This is a genomic window from Streptomyces ossamyceticus (genome assembly GCF_001418475.1).
Classification (GTDB): Bacteria; Actinomycetota; Actinomycetes; order Streptomycetales; family Streptomycetaceae; genus Streptomyces; species Streptomyces ossamyceticus.
Map to the genome: position 1 here is coordinate 687 of NZ_LIQX01000466.1, position 22,026 is coordinate 22,712.

General features: G+C 70.6%; 19 protein-coding genes. 10 read left to right on the forward strand and 9 right to left on the reverse strand.

The annotated features are described in order from the left end of the window. Nucleotides 1-59: 59 nt before the first annotated feature. Entirely contained in the window at nucleotides 60-476 is a 417-nt protein-coding gene (locus AOK15_RS29560; protein WP_055521401.1) for a DUF742 domain-containing protein, read from the forward strand. A gap of 215 nt (nucleotides 477-691) precedes the next feature. Beyond that, entirely contained in the window at nucleotides 692-1,297 is a 606-nt protein-coding gene (locus AOK15_RS29565) for a GTP-binding protein (protein WP_055521402.1), read from the forward strand. Nucleotides 1,298-1,344: 47 nt separating this feature from the next. On the opposite strand, the gene AOK15_RS29570 is transcribed toward AOK15_RS29565, so the two are convergent. Then, nucleotides 1,345-1,773 (reverse strand): PPOX class F420-dependent oxidoreductase, encoded by a 429-nt coding sequence (locus tag AOK15_RS29570; protein WP_055521403.1) that lies wholly within the window; start codon nucleotides 1,771-1,773, stop codon nucleotides 1,345-1,347. A gap of 95 nt (nucleotides 1,774-1,868) precedes the next feature. Here AOK15_RS29570 and AOK15_RS29575 point away from each other — a divergent pair, with 95 nt between their 5' ends. Both AOK15_RS29575 and AOK15_RS29580 read left to right on the forward strand, forming a co-directional pair. Continuing rightward, nucleotides 1,869-2,282 carry a roadblock/LC7 domain-containing protein gene (locus AOK15_RS29575; protein WP_055521404.1) on the forward strand — a complete coding sequence of 138 codons (414 nt, stop codon included), beginning with the start codon at nucleotides 1,869-1,871 and terminating at the stop codon, nucleotides 2,280-2,282. A 126-nt stretch (nucleotides 2,283-2,408) separates the two neighbouring features. Continuing rightward, nucleotides 2,409-3,362 (forward strand): DUF6397 family protein, encoded by a 954-nt coding sequence (locus AOK15_RS29580; protein WP_055521405.1) that lies wholly within the window; start codon nucleotides 2,409-2,411, stop codon nucleotides 3,360-3,362. Between the two features lie 67 nt (nucleotides 3,363-3,429). Here AOK15_RS29580 and AOK15_RS29585 read toward each other — a convergent pair whose 3' ends face one another. Together AOK15_RS29585 and AOK15_RS29590 are read right to left on the reverse strand one after the other, a co-directional pair. Further along, complete coding sequence (locus tag AOK15_RS29585) at nucleotides 3,430-4,305, reverse strand: acyl-CoA thioesterase (protein WP_055521406.1); 876 nt, start codon at nucleotides 4,303-4,305, stop codon at nucleotides 3,430-3,432. 19 nt (nucleotides 4,306-4,324) lie between these two features. Further along, nucleotides 4,325-6,838 carry a DEAD/DEAH box helicase gene (locus AOK15_RS29590; RefSeq protein WP_055521407.1) on the reverse strand — a complete coding sequence of 838 codons (2,514 nt, stop codon included), beginning with the start codon at nucleotides 6,836-6,838 and terminating at the stop codon, nucleotides 4,325-4,327. A 166-nt stretch (nucleotides 6,839-7,004) separates the two neighbouring features. On the opposite strand from AOK15_RS29590, the gene AOK15_RS29595 reads away from it, so the two are divergent. Beyond that, nucleotides 7,005-7,799 (forward strand): metal-dependent hydrolase, encoded by a 795-nt coding sequence (locus tag AOK15_RS29595; protein ID WP_055521408.1) that lies wholly within the window; start codon nucleotides 7,005-7,007, stop codon nucleotides 7,797-7,799. Between the two features lie 26 nt (nucleotides 7,800-7,825). Here AOK15_RS29595 and AOK15_RS29600 read toward each other — a convergent pair whose 3' ends face one another. The 4 genes from AOK15_RS29600 to AOK15_RS29615 form a co-directional block, all read right to left on the reverse strand. After that, entirely contained in the window at nucleotides 7,826-8,296 is a 471-nt protein-coding gene (locus tag AOK15_RS29600; protein WP_055521409.1) for a DUF5709 domain-containing protein, read from the reverse strand. A 116-nt stretch (nucleotides 8,297-8,412) separates the two neighbouring features. Beyond that, complete coding sequence (locus AOK15_RS29605) at nucleotides 8,413-8,781, reverse strand: hypothetical protein (RefSeq protein ID WP_055521410.1); 369 nt, start codon at nucleotides 8,779-8,781, stop codon at nucleotides 8,413-8,415. A 121-nt stretch (nucleotides 8,782-8,902) separates the two neighbouring features. Next, complete coding sequence (locus AOK15_RS29610) at nucleotides 8,903-10,684, reverse strand: ABC transporter ATP-binding protein (RefSeq protein ID WP_055521411.1); 1,782 nt, start codon at nucleotides 10,682-10,684, stop codon at nucleotides 8,903-8,905. Next, nucleotides 10,681-12,537 carry an ABC transporter transmembrane domain-containing protein gene (locus AOK15_RS29615; protein WP_055521412.1) on the reverse strand — a complete coding sequence of 619 codons (1,857 nt, stop codon included), beginning with the start codon at nucleotides 12,535-12,537 and terminating at the stop codon, nucleotides 10,681-10,683. Before AOK15_RS29615 ends, AOK15_RS29610 begins: the two co-directional genes overlap by 4 nt. A gap of 294 nt (nucleotides 12,538-12,831) precedes the next feature. On the opposite strand from AOK15_RS29615, the gene AOK15_RS29620 reads away from it, so the two are divergent. The 3 genes from AOK15_RS29620 to AOK15_RS29630 all read left to right on the forward strand — a co-directional run bounded on the left by AOK15_RS29620 (nucleotide 12,832) and on the right by AOK15_RS29630 (nucleotide 16,903). Next, nucleotides 12,832-13,542 (forward strand): L,D-transpeptidase family protein, encoded by a 711-nt coding sequence (locus AOK15_RS29620; protein WP_055521413.1) that lies wholly within the window; start codon nucleotides 12,832-12,834, stop codon nucleotides 13,540-13,542. A 103-nt stretch (nucleotides 13,543-13,645) separates the two neighbouring features. Beyond that, on the forward strand, nucleotides 13,646-15,283 hold the full coding sequence (locus AOK15_RS29625; RefSeq protein ID WP_055521414.1) for a peptide-N4-asparagine amidase: 1,638 nt from the start codon (nucleotides 13,646-13,648) through the stop codon (nucleotides 15,281-15,283). Nucleotides 15,284-15,427: 144 nt separating this feature from the next. Beyond that, nucleotides 15,428-16,903 carry a cation:dicarboxylate symporter family transporter gene (locus tag AOK15_RS29630; protein ID WP_079058778.1) on the forward strand — a complete coding sequence of 492 codons (1,476 nt, stop codon included), beginning with the start codon at nucleotides 15,428-15,430 and terminating at the stop codon, nucleotides 16,901-16,903. A gap of 170 nt (nucleotides 16,904-17,073) precedes the next feature. Here AOK15_RS29630 and AOK15_RS29635 read toward each other — a convergent pair whose 3' ends face one another. Further along, a complete protein-coding gene (locus tag AOK15_RS29635) occupies nucleotides 17,074-17,529 on the reverse strand; it encodes a MarR family winged helix-turn-helix transcriptional regulator (RefSeq protein WP_055521415.1) in 456 nt (151 codons plus the stop codon). Between the two features lie 200 nt (nucleotides 17,530-17,729). Here AOK15_RS29635 and AOK15_RS29640 point away from each other — a divergent pair, with 200 nt between their 5' ends. Both AOK15_RS29640 and mltG read left to right on the forward strand, forming a co-directional pair. Further along, nucleotides 17,730-19,664 (forward strand): ABC transporter ATP-binding protein, encoded by a 1,935-nt coding sequence (locus tag AOK15_RS29640; RefSeq protein ID WP_055521416.1) that lies wholly within the window; start codon nucleotides 17,730-17,732, stop codon nucleotides 19,662-19,664. Between the two features lie 43 nt (nucleotides 19,665-19,707). Next, a complete protein-coding gene (gene mltG / locus AOK15_RS29645) occupies nucleotides 19,708-20,595 on the forward strand; it encodes an endolytic transglycosylase MltG (RefSeq protein WP_055521417.1) in 888 nt (295 codons plus the stop codon). Between the two features lie 60 nt (nucleotides 20,596-20,655). Here the strand turns inward: mltG and AOK15_RS29650 are convergent, their stop codons facing one another. Next, nucleotides 20,656-21,858 (reverse strand): NAD(P)-binding domain-containing protein, encoded by a 1,203-nt coding sequence (locus tag AOK15_RS29650; RefSeq protein ID WP_240508653.1) that lies wholly within the window; start codon nucleotides 21,856-21,858, stop codon nucleotides 20,656-20,658. Nucleotides 21,859-22,026: the final 168 nt, after the last annotated feature.

Here is a 22,026-nt window from a genome sequence, read left to right on the forward strand (position 1 = left end):
CGCTCCGCGCGCCGGCGCGCGCCCACCCGTCTCCGGATGAGCGGGAACGAGCCGTGCTCATGACCGAGGACAGCACGAGCGCTCCGCACGAGCCGCCGGGCAGCCAGTGGTACGACCACGAGGCCGGGCCCCTCGTCCGCCCCTACGCGATGACCGGCGGACGCACCGCCCCCGGCCCCAGTGGAGTCCGCTTCGACCTGATCGCCCTGGTGTCCCTCCACATCGGCGCACCCGATGCCGACGGGGACGCCTCACTCGGTCCCGAACACCGCACGCTGATCGAACTGTGCCGGACCGAGACGCAGTCGGTCGCCGAACTCGCCGCCGGAGCCGACCTGCCGGTCGGGGTGGTGCGTGTACTCCTCGGCGACCTCCTCGAACTGGGCCACGTCACGGTCAGTCGGCCGGTGCCGCCCGCGCAGCTGCCGGACGAGCGCATCCTGCGTGAGGTGATCGCCGGGCTGAGGGCGCTGTAGTCGTGGACAACAGTACGAACCGTAGGGGTGGGCAACGGTGCGGGTCGATCTCGTACGAACTTGTGCATCCAACCGGGCATCGAATGCGCAGGAGTCGGTCGATGCCAGGAAGAACCGGTCCAACACCCCGCCTTGGAGCGGCAGTTGTCATGATGCTGGCTCCGCACAGCAGTACCGATGTCGACCTTGCCCCGCACTCCCGAGAGAAGTGATCGATGGCCTCCGAGCACTCCGACACGACAGACGGCGACACGGGCGCCCTGGCATTGAAGATCCTCGTCGCCGGTGGTTTCGGCGTGGGCAAGACCACCCTGGTGGGAGCGGTCAGTGAGATCAAGCCGTTGCGCACCGAGGAACTCCTCAGCGAGGCCGGTCAGTCGGTCGACGACACCGGTGGAGTGGACCAGAAGGTGACCACCACGGTGGCCATGGACTTCGGTCGTATCACCATCCGGTCCGGCCTGTCGCTCTATCTGTTCGGCACCCCTGGACAGGACAGGTTCTGGTTCCTGTGGGACGAGTTGGCCCAGGGGGCGTTGGGGGCGGTTGTCCTCGCGGACACGAGACGACTCCAGGACTGCTTCCCGGCGGTGGACTTCTTCGAGCACCGGCACATCCCGTTCGTGGTCGCCGTCAACTGCTTCTCCGGGTCAGGCGCCTACGGCACCGACGACGTGTCGCGCGCACTCGACCTCGACCAGGGCACTCCGGTGGTCCTCTGCGATGCGCGGGACCGCGCCTCCGGCAAGGAGGTACTGATAAGCCTCGTCGAGTACGCCGGACGGATGCACACCGCCCGGCTTCTCGACTCGGTGAGCTGACGCGCCCCGATCGGCCCGGTGCCGACAGGTGACGACCGGGTCGGTGCTCAGTCGGAGACGGCGGAGTACGCGAGGACCTTGTCCACGCGCACCCGCACGAGGAGTTCGCCCGGCACACCGTTGCGAGCGCCGAACTCCTCGGCCCGGTCCTCGCCCATGTAGCGGGCGCCTATCCGTGCGGCCCAGTGCCGCACCTCGTCGAGGTCCTCGGAGAGTTCCGCCCGGCCTTCCAGCACCACGAAGTCGTACGGCGGCAGATCGGAGTCCACGCAGAGCGCCACACGGCCGTCCCTGGCCAGATTCCGTCCCTTGACACTTTCCTTGCCGGTGTTGAAGAGCAACTCGTCACCGTGCAGCAAGAACCAGATGGGCGTGACGTGAGGACGTCCGTCGGCACGGGAGGTCGCCAGTTTTCCGGTGCGAGTTCCGTGCGAGACGAAGGCCCGCCATTCCTTGTCGGTCATCTTCTTTGCCATGTCCCCATCCTGCTTGCTCCTGCGGCAGCAGTGGGGAAGGCTGAACCGTCGGATCCTCCTCGCCAGGGGGAACGACGAAACGGGGAGTAGGAAAAATGCCGCAGAACGCGGGACTCGGTTGGTTGCTGGACGACTTGACCGAGCGCCTGGAACCCGTACGGCACGCACTGGTGCTGTCCAGCGACGGATTGGTCACGGCAGCCAGTACCGGGCTGAGGCGTGAGGACGCCGAGCACCTCGCCGCGGTCTCATCGGGGCTGCACAGCCTCGCCAAGGGCTCGGGACGCCACTTCGGCGCCGGTGACGTACGGCAGACGATGATCGAGTTCGACGACGCCATGCTCTTCGTCACCGCGGCCGGCGCGGGCAGTTGCCTGTGCGTGCTCAGTGCCGCGGAAGCGGACATCGGTCAGATCGCCTACGAGATGACCCTGATGGTGAACCGTGTCGGCGAACACCTCGGCGTGGACGCCCGACAACCCGAACCCTCCACCGCCAGGGAGCTCTGACCTGCGGTTTCAGTAGTCGGATGCAAGTTATCCACAGGCTCGCACCGACTTTCCCTGAACGGGCTACGGTTTTCCCGAGGCGACGCGCACCGGCGTCGCGGCACCACCGCACGGGGGAGAACCACCATGTCCGGCAACACCATCACCCGACCTGCCACACCCACCGCGACGACCGTCGCCGCAGTACCGGCCGGGGCGGCCGACCGGCCATTCGCCCAGAGCCGCGCCGCACGTGAACTGAGCCTGAAACGAAGCGAACTCGACCTCGCCGTCCACCTCGGATGTGTGCGAACCGTCCCCGACGAGGGAGGTGGAGGACGCCGAGTCACCCGCAGCGAGATCGACCGGCTCCGCGCCGAGGAGGGCTTCCCCCGGACGCTGCGTGAACGGGTCGAAGCCGTCGGCTCGAAGGACGCCGCGGCGATCCTGGAAGTGGCGCCGACGCGTTTCGTGCGCCTCGCACGGCTGGGGCTCGTCACACCGGTCAAGTTCTATCTGAACCGCTACCGCGCCGTGGTCTGGCTCTATCTGGCGGAAGAACTGCGGCGGTTCGCCGCCGACGAGAACAACGCCCCGTGGCTGACGGGGCGTCTCCCCCAGGAGCTGAGGACCCAACTCGACCACGGCCTCGATCTGCGGCCCAGGAACTGGCGAGGACGCCATCTGGGGTTCCTGCTCCGGCAGGCCGAAGACCCCTGGGCCCGGGCCGCCGCGCCGGCCTCCCTCCTCGACCCCGTTCACCTCGCGGAGATCGTCCAGGATCCCTACGAGCGCGCCCATCTCAACCGTCACCGGCCCACACGGACCGACCAGGGCCCGCCCGACTCACCCGCAGCCCGGCTCACCGGCACGATCATGACGGCGGACGATCCCGACGAGATCGAGTGGCTTCGAGCGGACCTCCGGCAGGCTCTCGTCGAGGCCCGCGCTCACCGCCTCGCGCCGAGGCCCCGCCGGAAGGAACCGGCCCCGCGCCCGGCGAGGAACGTCAGGCGTCCCGCGAACCGCACCGAGACACCGGGCCCGGCAGCCGAGAAGCGCCACGGCCTGCTCGGCTGGCTGACGCGCAGACACCCCTGATCCGTCGGCCGGGCGCGGTACGACCGGCCGGGGTACGACCGGCCGCGGGCGCCGACCGACGGGCGTGTCAGGAACCGAGCTTGCGGAACAGCCCCTCCTGGACGACCGACACCAGCAGACGCCCCTCCAGGTCGTAGATGCGGCCACGGGCCAGACCACGTCCGCCCACCGCGATCGGCGACTCCTGGTCGTAGAGGAACCACTCGTCGGCACGGAACGGCCGGTGGAACCACATGGCGTGGTCCAGCGACGCCATGTCGAAACCACGCGGTCCCCACAACGGCTCGACCGGAAGGCGCACGGCATCCAGCAGGGTCATGTCGCTGGCGTACGTCAGCGCGCACGTGTGGACGAGCGGATCGTCCCCCAGAGGCCCCACGGCCCGCATCCACACCGCGCTGCGCGGTTCCGCGTGCTCGACCTCCTCGGGGGTCCAGCGCAGCCGGTCGACATAACGGATGTCGAAGGGCTGACGCCGCGCCATGCGCTGCAACTGCTCGGGCAGCGCGCCCAGATGATCGGTGATCTCCTGCGTCAGCGTCGGCAGGGACTCGGGGTCAGGGACCTCGCGGGCAGGCGGCAGCTGGTGCTCGAAGCTCCCCTCTTCAGGCTTGTGAAAGGAGGCGGTCAGATTGAAGATCGTGCGGCCCTGCTGCACGGCGGTGACCCGACGCGTCGTGAACGACCGCCCGTCGCGGACCCGCTCGACCTGGTACACGATCGGCACCCCCGGACGCCCCGGGCGGAGGAAGTACGCGTGCAGCGAATGCACGGGCCGGTCGCCCTCGGTGGTGCGTCCGGCGGCGACCAACGCCTGGCCGGCCACCTGGCCACCGAAGACCCGCTGCAAGGACTCCTGCGGGCTGCGCCCACGGAAGATGTTGACCTCGATCTGCTCCAGGTCGAGGAGGTCGACGAGCCGCTCGGCGGGGTTGGTCGTCATCTGCCGGCCTCTCCAGTGCTCACAGTTGACCGACGTCGGTGACCCGGACGACGGCGCGGCCCTCGGCGTCGGAGGCCGCAAGGTCGACCTCCGCACTGATGCCCCAGTCATGATCGCCGTTCGGGTCGGCGAAGGTCTGACGGACGCGCCACAACCCGTTCTGCGGCTCCTCCTCGATCATCAGCAGACGAGGGCCGCGGGCATCGGGGCCGGTGCCGAGCTCCTCGTACTCGTCCCAGTACTTGTCCATCGCCTCACCCCACCGCTCGGCGTCCCAGCCGGACTCGGCGTCCAACTCGCCCAGTTCGTCGACCTGGTCGAGGGCGGCCAGCTCGACACGCCGGAACATGGCGTTGCGGACGAGGACGCGGAAGGCACGCGCGTTGGAGGTGACGGGCTTGACCTGGTCGGCCTTCTCCTGGGCCTCCTCGGCGGTCATCTCCTCGGGGTTGGCCAGCTGCTCCCACTCGTCGAGGAGGCTGGAGTCGACCTGGCGGACCATCTCGCCGAGCCAGGCGATCAGATCCTCCAGGTCATCCGACTTCAGGTCGTCGGGCACGGTGTGATCGAGGGTCTTGTAGGCGCCGGCGAGGTAGCGGAGCACGATGCCCTCGGTGCGGGCCAGCTCGTAGTAGGACACCAACTCGGTGAAGGAGAGCGCCCGTTCGTACATGTCCCGGATCACCGACTTCGGGGACAGCGGGTGGTCGCCGACCCACGGGTGGCTCTTGCGGTACGTGTTGTACGCGTGGAAGAGCAACTCCTCCAGCGGCTTGGGGTAGGTGACGTCCTGGAGCCGCTCCATGCGCTCCTCGTACTCGACGCCGTCCGCCTTCATCGCCGCCACGGCCTCGCCGCGCGCCTTGTTCTGCTGGGCCGCGAGGATCTGCCGCGGGTCGTCCAGTGTCGACTCCACGACGGAGACCATGTCGAGGGCGTACGACGGCGACTCCGGGTCGAGCAGTTCGAACGCGGCCAGCGCGAACGTGGACAGCGGCTGGTTGAGCGCGAAGTCCTGCTGCAGATCGACCGTCAGACGGACGATGCGGCCCTCGGCGTCCGGCTCGTCCAGCTTCTCGACGATGCCGCCGTCGAGCAGCGAACGGTAGATGGCGATCGCCCGCCGGATGTGGCGCAGCTGCTGCTTGCGCGGTTCGTGGTTGTCCTCCAGCAGCCGTCGCATCGCCTCGAAGGCGTTGCCGGGCCGGGCGATCACGGACAGCAGCATCGTGTGTGTCACGCGGAAACGGGACGTGAGCGGCTCCGGATCGGAGGCGATGAGTTTCTCGAAGGTGTTCTCCGTCCAGCCGACGAACCCTTCGGGCGCCTTCTTGCGGACCACCTTGCGGCGCTTCTTCGGATCGTCGCCCGCCTTCGCGAGCGCCTTCTCGTTCTCGATGACGTGCTCGGGCGCCTGCGCCACCACGAAACCGGCGGTGTCGAAACCCGCCCGTCCGGCGCGCCCCGCGATCTGATGGAACTCACGGGCGCGCAGTGTCCGCACCCGGCTGCCGTCGTACTTGGTCAGTGCGGTGAACAGCACCGTACGGATGGGAACGTTGACACCGACGCCGAGTGTGTCAGTGCCGCAGATGACCTTCAGGAGACCGGCCTGGGCCAGCTTCTCCACCAGTCGCCGGTACTTGGGCAGCATCCCGGCGTGGTGCACACCGATACCGTGCCGGACGTAACGGGAGAGGTTGCGGCCGAACTTGGTGGTGAAGCGGAAGTTGCCGATCAGCTCGGCGATCTGGTCCTTCTCCTCCCGCGTGCACATGTTGATGCTCATCAGCGCCTGCGCCCGCTCCACGGCCTGCGCCTGCGTGAAGTGCACGATGTAGACGGGCGCCTGCTTGGTGGCGAGCAGCTCCGTGAGCGTCTCCGTCAGCGGCGTCAGGACGTATTCGTACGACAGCGGCACGGGGCGGGTGGCCGAGCGGACCACGGAGGTGGGGCGGCCGGTGCGCCGGGTGAGGTCCTTCTCGAACATCGAGACGTCGCCGAGGGTCGCCGACATCAGGATGAACTGGGCCTGCGGCAGTTCCAGGATGGGGATCTGCCAGGCCCAGCCGCGGTCGGCCTCCGCGTAGAAGTGGAACTCGTCCATGACGACCTGGCCGACATCGGCGTCCTTGCCGTCGCGCAGCGCGATGGACGCCAGGACCTCGGCGGTGCAGCAGATGACCGGGGCGTCGGCGTTCACGGACGCGTCGCCGGTGAGCATGCCGACGTTCTCGGTACCGAAGATCTTGCACAGCTCGAAGAACTTCTCCGAGACCAGCGCCTTGATCGGGGCGGTGTAGAAGGTGACCTCGTCACGGGCGAGGGCGGCGAAGTGCGCGCCCGCCGCGATCATGCTCTTGCCGGAGCCGGTGGGCGTCGACACGATCACGTTCGCGCCGGAGACCACCTCGATGAGCGCCTCCTCCTGATGGGGGTAGAGGGTGAGACCGCGTTCCACGGCCCACGACTCGAAGGCTTCGTAGAGGGCGTCGGGGTCGGCGGTCCGCGGCAGCTGATCGATGAGGGTCACGCCCCCATCTTGCCTGCCCGCGCCCTCAAGACGGGAATCGGATACCAGGCCGAAGATCGCGAACGCTACGCTGTGGCGCCGACGGAGCGTCGACGCAGGTGGACAACTGGACAGCGGCCCGGGGCAACCGGACAGCGGCACAGAAGGAATGGGGCGGGGCACGGCCATGATGGGACCAGCACACTCACTGTCCGGGGCCGCGGCCTGGCTCGGCGTAGGGGCGGCGGCAGCCGCCACCGGGCACACCATGCCCTGGCCGGTCCTCCTGGCCGGTGCGCTGATCTGCGCGGGCGCCGCGCTCGCCCCGGACCTGGACCACAAGGCGGCGACGATCTCCCGTTCCTTCGGCCCGCTCTCACGCTGGGTGTGCGAGATCGTGGACAAGCTCTCGTACGCCGTCTACAAGGCGACGAAGAAGCAGGGCGACCCACGCCGCTCAGGCGGGCACCGCACGCTCACCCACACCTGGCTGTGGGCGGTGCTGCTCGGCGCGGGGGCCTCCGCCATGGCGATCGTGGGTGGCCGTTGGGCGGTGCTGGCGATCCTCTTCGTGCACATGGTGCTGGCGATCGAAGGGCTGCTGTGGCGGGCGGCCCGCGGGTCGAGCAGCGACGTGCTGGTGTGGCTGCTGGCGGCGACCAGTGCCTGGATCATCGCTGGTGTCCTGGACAAGCCGGGCAACGGGGCGGACTGGCTGTTCACCGAGCCGGGCCAGGAGTACCTGTGGCTCGGTCTGCCGATCCTGCTGGGCGCGCTGGTGCACGACATCGGCGATTCGCTGACCGTCTCCGGCTGCCCGATCCTGTGGCCGATACCGGTGGGCCGCAAGCGCTGGTACCCGATCGGTCCGCCCAAGGCGATGCGGTTCCGGGCCGGCAGCTGGGTGGAGCTCAGGGTGCTCATGCCGGTGTTCATGGTGCTCGGGGGCGTGGGGGCGGCCGCAGCCCTGAACGTCATCTGACAGCGCGGGCGGGCGGCCGGGCGGGGTCAGCCCGACACCGAGTCCTCGTCCACGATGTGCATCGCGGCCTCCTCGGCGGAGGCGGCCGCGCCGTCGATGCCCACGTCGGTGGCGATCAGCCCGCTCTCCTCGTCCTCGTGCGCACCCTCGTCGGGGGCGACGAGACGGCCCGAGCGGAGCCCTCCCACCTCGTTGTCCAGCAGCTCACCGTCGGTGTCCTGGGCGTCGCCGATGCCGTCCCCGTCGACCGAGGTGACGTCCGGCAGCTCCTCCGCGAGCCGCTGCTCCAAGGTCTCGCCGCGCAGTCGCTCCGCGGCGGTCACACCGGTGTGCTCCACCGCCCATGGTCGCTCCGGTGGCGACCAGCCCCGGTCGAGCGGGTCGTCCACACCGTCGGCGACCAGGGTGTCCTCGGCGTCCAGCAGCCCGGCGTCGTCCTGGATCTCCGATCCATCCGGCTGGTAGACGTCGTCTCCCCATCCGCCGGCTCTGTCCACGGGTACCTCCAGTGGTGGGACGGGCCCGGCGCCACCGTGCGGCGACGGTGGGCGCGCGAACCCCTGGGCGACGGTCCGACTCCCGCGAACCGGGCGGTTCACGGGCGTCCCCCGAATCAGTGCCCACCACCAGAGTTCCACTCGCCGTCGGCACCACGCAACGTCAGGGGACGGGCCCCGGAAGCGAGCGGGCTCTCGGCCTCGGCCGCGCGGCCCGCGTCATGGCCGTGCCGGCGGGTGTCGGCGGCGGTCTCGCCCTCGGCGGCCGACTCCACGCCGAGCGGCCGCGCGGAGTCACCGGAGCCGTCGCCCGCACCACCCGCCTCGCCGTCGCCCACACCGGCCGTCTCGACGCCGGCCGCATCACACTCGGTGCCGGCCGTACCGCCCCCGGTGCCGACCGTACCGCCCCCGACGGTCCGGTCCGGGGACGGCGTGGAGCAGGCGGCCATGGTCCACGGGCCGATGGTGATTCGGCGGAACATCCGCCGACCACCCACGACAGGGCGTGCGCGACAGCCGACACTGCGCGGCCGGCCGACGGGAGGCCCTCTCGGCGAGGACCGGATCGGAGACGGATGCCACCGGAGCCGGTCGGGAACCGGCTCAGCCGTGCCAGGACCGCCACAGCGCGGCGTATGCGCCCTCCGCCGCGACGAGCTGGTCGTGGCTGCCCAGCTCGCTGATGCGGCCGTCCTCCACGACCGCGATGACGTCGGCGTCGTGCGCGGTGTGCAGGCGGTGGGCGATGGCGACGACGGTACGGCCGTCGAGGACACGGGCGAGGGAGCGTTCCAGATGCCGGGCCGCACGCGGGTCGAGGAGCGAGGTCGCCTCGTCCAGGACCAGGGTGTGCGGGTCGGCGAGGACCAGCCGGGCCAGCGCGATCTGCTGGGCCTGCGCCGGAGTGAGCGTGAACCCGCCCGAGCCGACCTCGGTGTCCAGGCCCTCGTCGAGCGCCCGTGCCCAGGAATCGGCGTCGACCGCGCCGAGCGCCGCCCACAGCTCGGCGTCCTCGGCGTGGGTGCGGGCGAGCCGCAGATTGTCGCGCAGGGAGCCGACGAAGACGTGGTGCTCCTGGTTGACGAGGGCCACATGGGAGCGGACGTCCTCGGCGGGCATCCGGGACAGCTCGGCACCCCCGAGGGTGATCCGGCCGTCGCGCGGCGCGTAGATGCCGGCGAGGAGCCTGCCCAGGGTGGACTTGCCCGCCCCGGACGGGCCGACGAGGGCCAGCCGGGTGCCGGGCGCGACCTCCAGGGACACCTTGCGCAGCACGTCGACGCCCTCGCGGTACCCGAAGCGCACCTGCTCGGCGTGGACATGGCGTCCGTCGGGGGCCACGTTCGGGTCGCCCGCGCCCGGTTCGATGTCCCGGACGCCGACCAGTCGGGCCAGCGACACCTCGGCGACCTGCAGCTCGTCGTACCAGCGCAGGATGAGGTTCACCGGCTCGACGAGCATCTGCGCGATCAGGGCGCCCGTCGTCAGCTGTCCCAGCCCGATCCAGCCCTGGAGCACGAACACACCGCCGACGATCAGCACCGCGCCGAGGACCATGGTGTGGGTGAAGTTGATGACCGGGAAGAGCACCGAGCGCAGCCACAGGGTGTACCGCTCCCAGGCGGTCCACTCGCGGATGCGCTGGTTGGACAGCTCGATGCGGCGCGCGCCGAGACGGTGGGCCTCGACGGTGCGTCCGGCGTCGACGGTCTCCGCGAGGGCGGCGGCGACGGCCGCGTACCCGGCGGACTCGGAGCGGTAGGCGGAGGGCGCCCGTTTGAAGTACCAGCGGCAGCCCGCCACCAGCAGGGGCAGGGCCAGCAGGACGGCGAGCGCCAGCGGCGGAGCCGTCACGGCGAGCCCGCCGAGGAGGAGAGCCACCCAGACCACGCCGATCGCCAACTGCGGCACGGCCTCGCGCATCGCGTTGCCCAGGCGGTCGATGTCGGTGGTGATCCGGGACAGCAGGTCACCCGTTCCGGCCCGTTCCAGGACCCCCGGCGGCAGGCCGACCGACCGGACGAGGAAGTCCTCGCGCAGATCGGCCAGCATCCGCTCACCCAGCATGGCCCCGCGCAGCCGCACCTCCCGTACGAACACCGCCTGGACGACGAGGGCGACGACGAACACCCCGGCGGTCAGCTCCAGATGGAGTTCGCGTGCCCCGTCGGAGACCCGTTCGACGAGTTCGCCCAGCAGGTAGGGGCCCGCCATCGAGGCCACGACGGCGATCGTGTTGACGGCGATGAGCAGGGCGAAGGCCCGGCGGTGGCGGCGGAACAGCTCGGCCACGTAGGCGCGGACGGTCGCGGGGGCACCGACGGGCAGGGTGTTCGCCGTCGTCGGGGCGGCCGGGTCGTACGCCGGTGGCGCCACGCCGATCATGCGGTCTCCTCGATTTCTTCCAGTTCGTCCAGCACATCGCTGAGCGCGGTCCTGCGGTCCTTCGGCACGGTGTCCTCGCGCGGCGCGGCACCGCCGTTGCCCAGGGCGTCCGCGGCGGTCTCCTCGTCCGTCTCGCGGGTGACGACGGTCCTGTATCGCGGCTCCTTGCGTACGAGTTCGCGGTGCACGCCCACCGCGGCGACCTCGCCCTCGTGCACCAGGACCACGCGTTCGGCGAGATCGAGGAGGAGCGGGGAGGAGGTGAGGACGACTGTCGTGCGGCCCGCGCGGAGGGAGCGGATGCCGTCCGCGATCCTCGCCTCGGTGTGGGAGTCGACGGCGGAGGTCGGCTCGTCCAGGACCAGGACCTCGGGGTCCGTGATCAGGGAGCGGGCCAGGGCCAGCCGTTGGCGCTGGCCACCGGACAGGGACCGGCCGCGCTCGGTGATGCGTGCGTCCAGGGGGTCCTCGGCGTCCAACGAGCCCTGCGCCAGTGCCTCCAGCACATCACCGCACTGGGCGGCGGCCAGCGCCTCCTCGGCGGTGACGCCGCCGGAGGCGGGTACGTCGAGCAGTTCGCGGAGGGTGCCGGAGAGCAACACCGGGTCCTTGTCCTGGACGAGGACGGCCGTGCGGGCGGAGTCGAGCGGCAGTTCGTCGAGGGGGACACCGGCGAGGAGTGCCGACGTGCCCTCCTCCGGGGCGTGCCCGCCGAGCCGTTCCGCGAGCCGCCCTGCGGCGTCAGGGTCGCCGCACACCACGGCGGTGAGACATCCGGCGGGGGCGAGCAGTCCGGTCGCCGGGTCGTACAGGTCCCCGGACGGCACGGCGGCCTCGCGTGACCCCTCGGTGGCGGTGGCCCGTTCCAGGGACAGCACCCGAGCGGCCCGTTTGGCGGAGGGCCGGGAGAAGGAGTACGCCATCGCGATCTCCTCGAAGTGCCTGAGGGGGTATCCCAGCAGCATCACCGCGCTGTACACGGTGACGAGTTCGCCGACGGTGATCCGGCCGTCGCGGGCGAGACCCACGCCGTACCAGACGACCGCGATCATCAGCAGTCCCGGCAGCAGGACCTGGATGGCGGAGATCAGGGCCCACATACGCGCGCTGCGGACGGCGGCGTGACGGACCTCCTGGGACGCGCGGCGGTAGCGGTCGAGGAACAGGTCCTCGCCGCCGATGCCGCGCAGCACGCGCAGGCCCGCGACGGTGTCCGAGGCCAGTTCGGTGGCGCGTCCGGCCTTCTCGCGCTGTTCGTCGGCGCGCCGTGTCGCGCGGGGCAGCAGCGGCAGCACGGCGAGTGCGAGCACGGGCACACCGATGGCGACGACGATGCCGAGCGCGGGCTGGTAGACCACCAGGGCGACACAGACCAGCACCACGGTGAGCGCCGCCGCGGTGAAGCGGGAGACGGCCTCCACGAACCAGCCGATCTTCTCGACGTCGCCGGTGGAGACGGCGACGACCTCGCCGGCCGCAACCCGGCGGGTCAGAGCGGAGCCGAGCTGCGCCGTCTTGCGGGCCAGGAGCTGCTGGACGCGGGCCGCGGCGGTGATCCAGTTGGTGACCGCGGTGCGGTGCAGGAAGTTGTCGCCGAGCGCGATGGTGACGCCGCACAGCGCCAGTAGCGCGCCCGACAGGGCCAGTCGGGTGCCGGAGCGGGCGACCACGGCCTCGATGGCGACGCCGACACAGAAGGGCAGTCCGGCCACGGAGGTGAAGTGCAGCAGTCCCCACGCCAGCGACTTGAACTGTCCGCCGAGCTGATTGCGGCCCAGCCACCACAGGAATCGGGGGCCCGAGCGTGCGTCCGGCACGCCGGGGTCTTGGAACGGAAGGTCTTGAATCTGCATGACGTCCCTGTGGGTCGTGTCAGAGGAGGGGGGATAAGGGCGCAAAAGGGGCGACGGGGCCCGGCGACCGGCCGTGAAAGGTTCGCGTCACCGCATGGTCGGAGGCAAACGGTTTTCCGTCGCTGGGCAAAGTTTCGGCCTGGACCGCCCTGGTGACGCCGGGCGCGCGGGGGCGGTGGACGCGGAGAGCCGGCGCGCGATGCGACGATGGAGCGCATGCGAATAGGCGGTACGAGGTGCGGGGCGGTCGGCGGTGCGAACGGGGTCGAGGGCGTGAGGCGAGCCGGGGCGGCGATGGTGGTCTGCGGGGCGCTGGTGGTGTCGCTGGCGGCGTGCGGAGGTTCGGCCGGGACCGGCAGGGCCGGCGAGGGCGACACGGACTCGGGTGACAGGGCGGGGCATTCCGAGGCGCGCAAGGCCGATCCGACCCGTATCCCCGACGTGGGCGATCGCCTTCAGAAGCAGATTCCCGCCGACTCCCGTCAGGTCGTGGCCGTCTACGGCGAGGGTGTGAACGACGCCGACTCCAGGATCGTCCTGTACACGAAGAGCGGTTCCGTCTGGAAGGAAGCCAGGACCTGGCTGGGCCACAACGGCAAGAAGGGCTGGACGGCCGACCATCACGAGGGTGACAAGCGCAGCCCCGTCGGGGTGTTCACGCTCAGCGACGCGGGCGGCGTCCTCGCCGATCCGGGGGCGAAGCTGCCGTACAGCCAGTCACCGTCGTTCCAGGCGCCGCACTACTGGGCGAAGTCGCACTGGAACGACTTCGACTACGTCATCGCCATCGACTACAACCGCGTCAAGGGCACCTCGCCGATCGACCCCACACGTCCGGAGGGCCAGTCGAAGGGCGGCAGCATCTGGCTGCACATGGACCACGGAAGCGGAACGTCGGCCTGCGTCAGCCTGTCCAAGTCGGGGATGGAGTACCTGCTGCGCACCCTCGATCCGGCCGCGCACCCGGTGGTCGTGATGGGGGACAAGGCGGCGCTGAAGGCCTGAGAGCCGGGAGGTCTCCGGCCAGGGATCCAGGAGGTGTCTTTGGCCACTCATGTGGCCGGGGGTGTCATTGTGCGCGGCGTCGACTGCCCGTAGAACTCCGCCCATGAGAAACCGGATCATCATGTCCATGCTCACCGGGGTGACCGTCCTGATGAGTACTCTCCTGGGAGCCGCCCCGGCCCGATCGGCCGCCCCCGCTCAGTCCGCCGCCGGGGTCGATGTCCCGGCCGAGTTCGGCAGTGACTGGCACGACCCCCTCACCGCCGCCCCGCCCGTCACCCGGCCCGAGCACGCGAAGTCCTGCGAAGTGACCGTCGCCGAGGCGCAGTTCAGGGACTTCACGCCCTACAGGGGCACCTACGCGCCCCCGGCCGGGTGCGGGAAGCGCTGGAGCAAGGTCGTCCTGCGTCTCGACGGCAGGGTCAAGGGCCGCCAGTACGACCGCCTCGGCCATCTCCACATCGGCGGCGTCGAGGTCTTTCGCACCTCCACCCCGCAGCCCTCGCCCGACGGCATCGCCTGGTCCGTCGAGAAGGACGTCACCCGCTACAGCGACACCCTGCGGGCGGCGCAGCCCGTGGAGATGCTCATCGGCAACGTCGTCGACGACACCTACACCGGCGTCCTCGACGTCAAGGTGACGCTGACGTTCTACGTGGGCAGGCCCACGGCGAAGGCCGCCGCGACCGTCCCCGACCGCGTCCTCACCCTCCAGGACGGCAACACCCTCACCACCCCGCGCAACAGCGAACGCGTCGTCGCCGAGGTGTACGCCACCGGCTCCGGCGGCGGCTGCGAGGAGTACTGGTATCTGACGGTGCCCGAGACGGCGCCGTACTCCTGCAAGGCGCACGACGGGCCGTACCGCGAGGTGCAGATCGAGGTCGACGGCCAACTGGCCGGGATCGCCGCGCCGTTCCCGACGGTCTGGACCGGCGGCTGGTCCAACCCCTTCCTCTGGTACGTGGTCCCCGGCCCCCGGGCCTTCGACATCCAGCCCATCCGCTACGACCTCACCCCCTTCGCCGGCCTCCTCAACGACGGGCGCCCGCACCGGGTCGAGGTCTCCGTCGTCGGCGTACCGGAGGGGCAGAGCGGCTGGAGCGCCCCCGTCAACGTGCTCGTCTGGCAGGACGAGAAGAGCGCACACGTCGCCGGTGCCCTGACGGAGGTGCGGGCGGGCGACCTCACCAACTCGTCCACGTACACCGCCGGCACGGAGCACCGGCTCGACACCGAGGGAAGCCACCGGCTGACGGTCACCGGACATGTCGACACCTCGCACGGCAGGGTGACGACCACCGTGCGCCGGAGCCTGGCCAACACCTCCGTGCACGCCTGGTCGGACGGCGAGAACCCCGACGCCCTCGACGCGAGGTGGAGCGACGACGAGACGGTCACCGTCGACGGACGCGGCCCGGCCCGAACCACCCGCACCCAGCGGTCGTACACGATGGACGGGACGACGACGCTCGGCGCGGGCGACCGGCTGCGGACAGTGCTCACGCTCGGCGACCGGGCGACGGTCACCGAGACGTACGGCGGTCGGCGCACCGCGTGGTCCCGGCTCGACGACACCTACACGGGTGACGCCACGTACACGGCGTTCGTACCGCGTGACCAGCGGCATGCCGTCGGCACGACCAGGGAGCGCTACCGCCTGTACGGAACGGGCGGCTGCTACGACCGTTCGCTGGTCTCGGTGCAGGGAGTGCTGACGGAGGACCGAAGGGCCTGCTGACACCAAATGCGCGTGTTGTGACGTCTGTTCGATGATTTACCTCGCGGAAACACGACGGTCTTCCCCGTGAGCGGCGACTCCCTGATAGTGATCAGCGCGGAAGTACTTTTCCGCATACCAGAAAGTCCCCTCGGAGGAGTGCCCGTGCCGCAGTCCGTACCGTCCCTGCCGCGACGCGTCGCACGCATGCTGCGTACCTCACTGTTCGCCCAAGTCGGTGTCGCGCTGGTGCTCGGCATCGTTGTCGGGAGGTTGTGGCCGGACACGGCCACGACCTTCCAGCCGCTCGGCGACGGTTTCATCCGGCTCATCAAGACCGTCATCTCGCCGCTGGTGTTCTGCGTGGTCGTCGTCGGCATCGCCAAGGCCGGCAATCTCAAGGCCTTCGGGCGGATCGGGTTCAAGGCCCTGATCTGGTTCGAGGTCGCGTCCACGGCCGCGCTGCTCATCGGTCTGATCGCCGCCAACGTCTTCGGCCCCGGCGTGGGCATGAACGTCGACCCCTCGAAGCTCGACACCTCGGCGGTGGACGCCAAGACGGCGGGCGGCGAACTGCCGACGACCGCCGAGTTCATCCTGAACGCGCTGCCGCAGAGCGCGATCGGCGCGTTCGCCGAGAACGCGCTGCTCCAGGTGCTCGTGCTCGCCTGCCTCACGGGTGCGGCGCTGCTGCACCTCGGCCACACCAAGGTGCCGAAGATCCTGCCAGCCATCGAGCAGGCCCAGGAGGTCATCTTCGCGATCGTCGGCTTCGTCATGAGGCTGGCCCCGCTCGCCGTGTTCGGCGCGATGGTCCACCTCGTGGGGGAGTACGGCCTCGGCGTGATGAAGACCTACGCCAAGCTGATCATCCTCTGCTACGCCGTCGCCGCCGTCTTCCTCGTACTGCTCGGTGTCGCGCTGAAACTGATGACCGGGTTGAGCCTGTGGAAGTTCGTCCGCTACACCCGCGCCGAGATGCTGCTCGCGCTGGGCACGGCCTCCAGTGAGAGCGTCATGCCGCGCATGATGCAGAAGCTGCGCCAGGCGGGCGCGCGGGACGACGCGGTGGGGCTGGTGCTGCCCACCGGGTACTCGTTCAATCTCGACGGCGCGTCCATCTACCTCTCCGTCGGCACGCTGTTCATCGCGCAGGCCGTGGGGGTGGACCTCAGTCTCGGCCAGCAGGTCACCGTCGTCCTCGTCCTCATGCTGACCAGCAAGGGCATGGCCGGCATCCCCGGTTCGGCCTTCCTCGCCCTGTCGGCCACCGCGGCCTCGCTCGGGGCGATCCCCGCCGGTGCCGTCGCCCTGCTCCTGGGGGTCGACCGGATCATGGACTCGATGCGCGTCGCCACCAACCTGCTCGGCAACTGCGTCGCCGTCTTCGCCGTCTCCAAGTGGGAGGGTGCGCTGGACACCGTACGGGCGAAGAAGATGCTGGACGGGGAGATCGAGTTCATGGAGGAAGAGACCGCGGACGAGGACGACACGACCACGGCGCCCGTCGCCTCGACCGCCGCCGTCACTGCCCCGGCCACCGCCGGCCCCACCTCCTCCTCGGCCGCTCCCGTGAGCACCGTCAAGGCAGTCCCCGCGCCGGGCGGTGAGCTCAAGGAGCCTGCCTCCGGGGCCAGTTGATCGCTGTCGTCGACGGAAGGGGCCCGGCGCCGCACCTTGGCGCCGGGCTCCTGTCAGGTGCGGCGGCCCGGCCCGGCCCGGCCGTCGGCGTCGAGCGCCGCTCCGGTGTCAGTGCGCCCTACCGTCGGCGTCGAGCGCCGCTCCGCGTCACCGCGCCCGTACGCCGGGGCTCAGCACGCCCGCTCCGCCCCCGGCGCCCCGTCCACCAGCGTGTCGAGGAGACCGCCCAGTACCTCACGCTGGCCGTCCGACAGCGGTGAGAGGATCTCCTCCGCGGCGGACCGGCGGGCGCGGTGCAGCTCCTCAAGGACCTTGCGGCCCTCGTCCGTGACCTCGATGCGGATGACCCGCCGGTTGGTGGGGTCGGGCACCCGGCGCACGCGGCCGCTCGCCTCCAGTCCGTCGACCAGGGTGGTCACGGCGCGCGGCACCACTTCCAGGCGCTCGGCGAGATCGGCCATGCGTGGGGGCGCGTCGTAGTGTGCCAGGGTCCGTAGCAGCCGGGACTGTGCAGGGGTGATGTCCAGCCCGCTCTGCAGAAGATGGTGCTTCTGGATGCGGTGCACGCGGCGGGTCAGCCGCAGCAGCTGCTCGGCGAGCAGTCCGTCGGCATCGGGGGCGGTCATGCGGGAACAATATCAGGATGATGTTCATTGTGAGCATAGGTAACAATGAGCTAGGCTCCGAAACCGTCTCCGTGAGATCCGGAGCCACCTCGCCGCACCGCACCGAATCCATGACCGGTTGAATCCAACACCGCACGTGCTGCCGAAGCCATGAGCTGACAAGACGCCGTGCCGGTCCCTGACTCACCCCGTAGGAGCCCATGCATCCCGACGACCAACCCGCCTGGACCCCCGCCCGCACCGCGCCCGCCGGCGCCGAGGGAGCCGGCGACGCTCCGGCGCCGCGGCAGGTCCGCCGCATCCTGCAGCTCTTCCGCCCCTACCGCGGCCGGCTCGCCGTGGTCGGCCTGCTGGTCGGGGCGGCGTCGCTCGCCTCGGTGGCGACCCCCTTCCTGCTCAAGGAGATCCTCGACACCGCGATCCCCGAGGGCCGCCTCGGCCTGCTGAGCCTGCTCGCGCTCGGGATGATCCTCAGCGCGGTGCTCACCAGCATCTTCGGCGTGCTGCAGACGCTGATCTCCACGACGGTCGGCCAGCGTGTGATGCATGATCTGCGGACCGCCGTCTACGGCCGTCTGCAGCGCATGTCGCTCGCCTTCTTCACCCGCACCCGCACCGGTGAGGTGCAGTCCCGTATCGCCAACGACATCGGCGGCATGCAGGCGACCGTCACCTCCACGGCCACCTCTCTGGTCTCCAACCTCACCAGCGTGGTCGCCACGATCGTCGCCATGGTCGCCCTGGACTGGCGGCTCACCGTGGTCACCCTGCTCCTGCTGCCGCTGTTCGTGTGGATAAGCCGCCGGGTCGGCGACGAGCGCAAGAAGATCACCACTCAGCGCCAGAAGCAGATGGCCGCGATGGCCGCGACCGTCACCGAGTCGCTCTCCGTCAGCGGCATTCTGCTCGGCCGCACGATGGGCCGTTCCGACTCGCTCACCCAGTCGTTCGCCGAGGAGTCCGAGGGGCTCGTCGACCTGGAGGTCAGGTCGAACATGGCGGGGCGCTGGCGCATGGCGATCATCACGATCGTCATGTCCGCGATGCCCGCCGTCATCTACTGGACGGCCGGCCTCGCCTTCCAGTTCGGCGGCCCGTCCGTCTCGGTCGGCACGCTGGTCGCCTTCGTCTCGCTCCAGCAGAACCTGTTCCGGCCGACCGTGAGCCTGTTGTCCACCGGCGTTCAGATCCAGGCCTCGCTCGCGCTGTTCCAGCGCATCTTCGAGTACCTCGACCTGCCCATCGACATCACCGAACCCGACGAACCGGTCCGCCTCGACCAGGTGAAGGGCGAGGTCCGCTTCGACGACGTCGAGTTCCGCTACGACGACGGCAAGGGCGCCTCCGCCGCGATACTCACCGGCATCGACCTCACCGTCCCGGCGGGCGGCAGCCTCGCCGTCGTCGGACCCACCGGCGCGGGCAAGTCGACGCTCGGGTGCCTGGTGCCGAGGCTGTACGACGTGACCGGCGGCGCCGTTCTGATCGACGGGGTCGACGTCCGTGACCTGAGCTTCGACACGCTGGCCCGTGCCGTCGGCGTCGTCTCCCAGGAGACGTACCTCTTCCACGCCACCGTCGCGGACAACCTGCGCTTCGCCAAGCCGGACGCCACGGACGAGGAACTCCATGCGGCGGCGCGGGCGGCGCAGATCCACGACCACATCACCTCCCTGCCCGACGGGTACGACACGGTCGTGGGCGAGCGCGGCCACCGGTTCTCCGGCGGGGAGAAGCAGCGCCTCGCCATCGCCCGCACCATCCTGCGCGATCCGCCCGTCCTCATCCTCGACGAGGCGACCAGTGCCCTGGACACCCGTACCGAGCACGCCGTGCAGGAGGCCATCGACGCGCTTTCCGCGAACCGCACCACCATCACCATCGCGCACCGGCTCTCCACCGTCCGCGGCGCCGACCAGATCGTGGTCCTCGACGGCGGGCACGCGGTCGAACGGGGCACCCACGACGAGCTGCTGGAGCGGAACGGCCGCTACGCGGCCCTCGTACGCCGTGACGCCCAGCTGGAGCCCGCCCGTGCCCCGCAGACGGAGTCGGCATCCGTCTCCGGCGCCGATCCCCTCGACGCTCCGGGCCAAAAGGCTTCACCGCTACGGCCGATGGAGTCGACAAGATGAAGATATGTCGGGTTTAAGGTGATATGCGGGATACCGTGCCCGCATGCAGATGAACACTCCGCCACGGAGCACGATTCGACTGACACGCCGGGGCCGGGCCGCCCTCATCGCGACCGGAGCGGTCGTGGCGGCCGCCGCCGTGGCGGTGCCGCTGCTGAGCGTGGGCAGCGGTGAAGGCGGGGCCGAGCGGCCCACGTCCCTGGTGGTCCCGGAGGGCCGGCGAGCCGTACAGGTCTACCAAGCCGTCGACAAGGCGCTCGGTCTGCCCGCCGGATCCACGAAGAAGTCCCTGGCCAAGGCCCGGCTGTCGCTTCCCGCGGAAGCCCAGGGCAACCCGGAGGGCTACCTCTTCCCGGCGACGTACCCCTTGGCGAAGACGACGACGCCGGAGTCGCTGCTGACGTTCATGGTCGAGACCGCGCACAAGAGGTTCAACGGCGGCCAGGTCACGGCCGGGGCGCAGCGCAACGCGATGAACGTCTACCAGGCGGTCACGATCGCCAGCATCGTGCAGGCCGAGGCCGCAACCAAGGCGGACATGGGCAAGGTGGCCCGCGTGGTGTTCAACCGGCTGGAGCGCGGCATGCCGTTGCAGATGGACTCCACCCTCAACTATGGCCTGAACCGCTCCACATTGGACACGAGCGTCGCCGACACGAAGATCGACAGTCCCTACAACTCGTACCGGCGCATGGGGCTGCCGCCCACCCCGATCGCCAACCCGGGCGAGGACGCGATGCGGGCGGCGACCAACCCTCCGCCGGGCGACTGGCTGTACTTCGTCACGGTCAAGCCGGGTGATACCCGCTTCACGACGAGCTACGAGGAACATCTGCGCAATGTCGCCGAGTTCAACCAGCGCCGCGGCGGCCGGCCGTCGTCGGCGTCCACGGGATCGGGCGCCGCAAGCCCCTCCCCGACGTCCGGCTGAGACGAGTGCCGGTACGAGCGGGAGGGCGCCGGAGAGGGTGCGCGCGAGGGCGCGCCGGACTCAGGCGACGGCGGTCGCAGCGACGCCGACTGCGGTGACCGGAGAGGTTCCGGTGGCGAGCTCCGCGGCTGCGGTGCCCGGCGAGGTTCGGGCGGCGAGGTCCGCGGTTGCGGTGCCCGGCGTGGTGCGGATGGCGGCCGGTGTGTCCCTCAGGAGGCGTCGGATGTCCCGGACCGCGGCGCGGCCCGCCCGGTTGGCGCCGATGGTGCTGGCCGAGGGGCCGTAGCCCACGAGGTGGACGCGGGGGTCGACGGCCGCGCGGGTGCCGTCCACACGGATGCCGCCGCCGGGTTCGCGCAGCCGCAGCGGGGCGAGGTGGTCGATGGCGGCGCGGAACCCGGTCGCCCACAGGACGACGTCCGCGTCGACGCGGCGCCCGTCGTCCCACTCCACGCCGTCCGGTGTGATCCGGTCGAACATCGGCAGCCGGTCCAGGACGCCGTCCGCGATGCCCTGCCGGATCGCGTCGTTCAGCGGCAGACCGGTCACCGACACGACGCTCTTCGGCGGCAGGCCCTGCCGGACCCGCTCCTCCACGAGGGCGACGGCGGCGCGCCCGGCGCCCTCGTCGAACGGACCCTCGCGGAAGACGGGCGGACGCCGGGTCACCCATGTGGTCGCCGCGGCATAGGGGGCGAGCTCCAGCAGATGCTGCGTCCCGGACGCGCCCCCGCCCACCACGATCACCCGCTGCCCCGCGAACTCCTCGGGGCCGGGGTACTGCGCGGTGTGCAGCTGACGGCCCCGGAACGTCTCCTGGCCCGGGTAGCGCGGCCAGAACGGCCGGTCCCAGGTCCCGGTGGCGTTGATCAGCGCCCGCGTCGACCATGTGCCGTCCGAGGTCTCCACGAGCAGCTGGCCGCCCTCGCCCTCACGCACCGCCCGCACGTCCACGGGACGCCGTACCCGCAGGTCGAAGGTGCGCTCATAGGTCTCGAAGTACTCCCTGATCACCTCGGAGGACGGGCGCTCGGGATCGGCGTCCGTCAGCTCCATGCCCGGCAGGGCGTGCATCCCGTGGACCTTGCCGTAGGTGAGCGAGGGCCAGCGGAACTGCCAGGCGCCGCCGGGCCCGGGGGAGTGGTCCAGCACCACGAAGTCGCGCTCCGGTACGAAACCGGCGCGCCGCAGGTGATAGGCGCCGGCCAGTCCGGCCTGACCCGCGCCTATGACGACTACCTCGACCTCGCGCATATTGTTCACACTTCTACTAACCGGGTGCGGGTCCCGGATCTTCCCCGGCCGGTCAAGATCCCCCCCGAGGGGGCGGGGCGCGGCGGCGGGAGTGGTCGCGGGCGCCTGCGCGTGGAGTGCGGAGGCGGGCGTGGGTGAGAGGTGGAGGGGCGCCAGGTGCGCGGGGGAGCCGGGGTC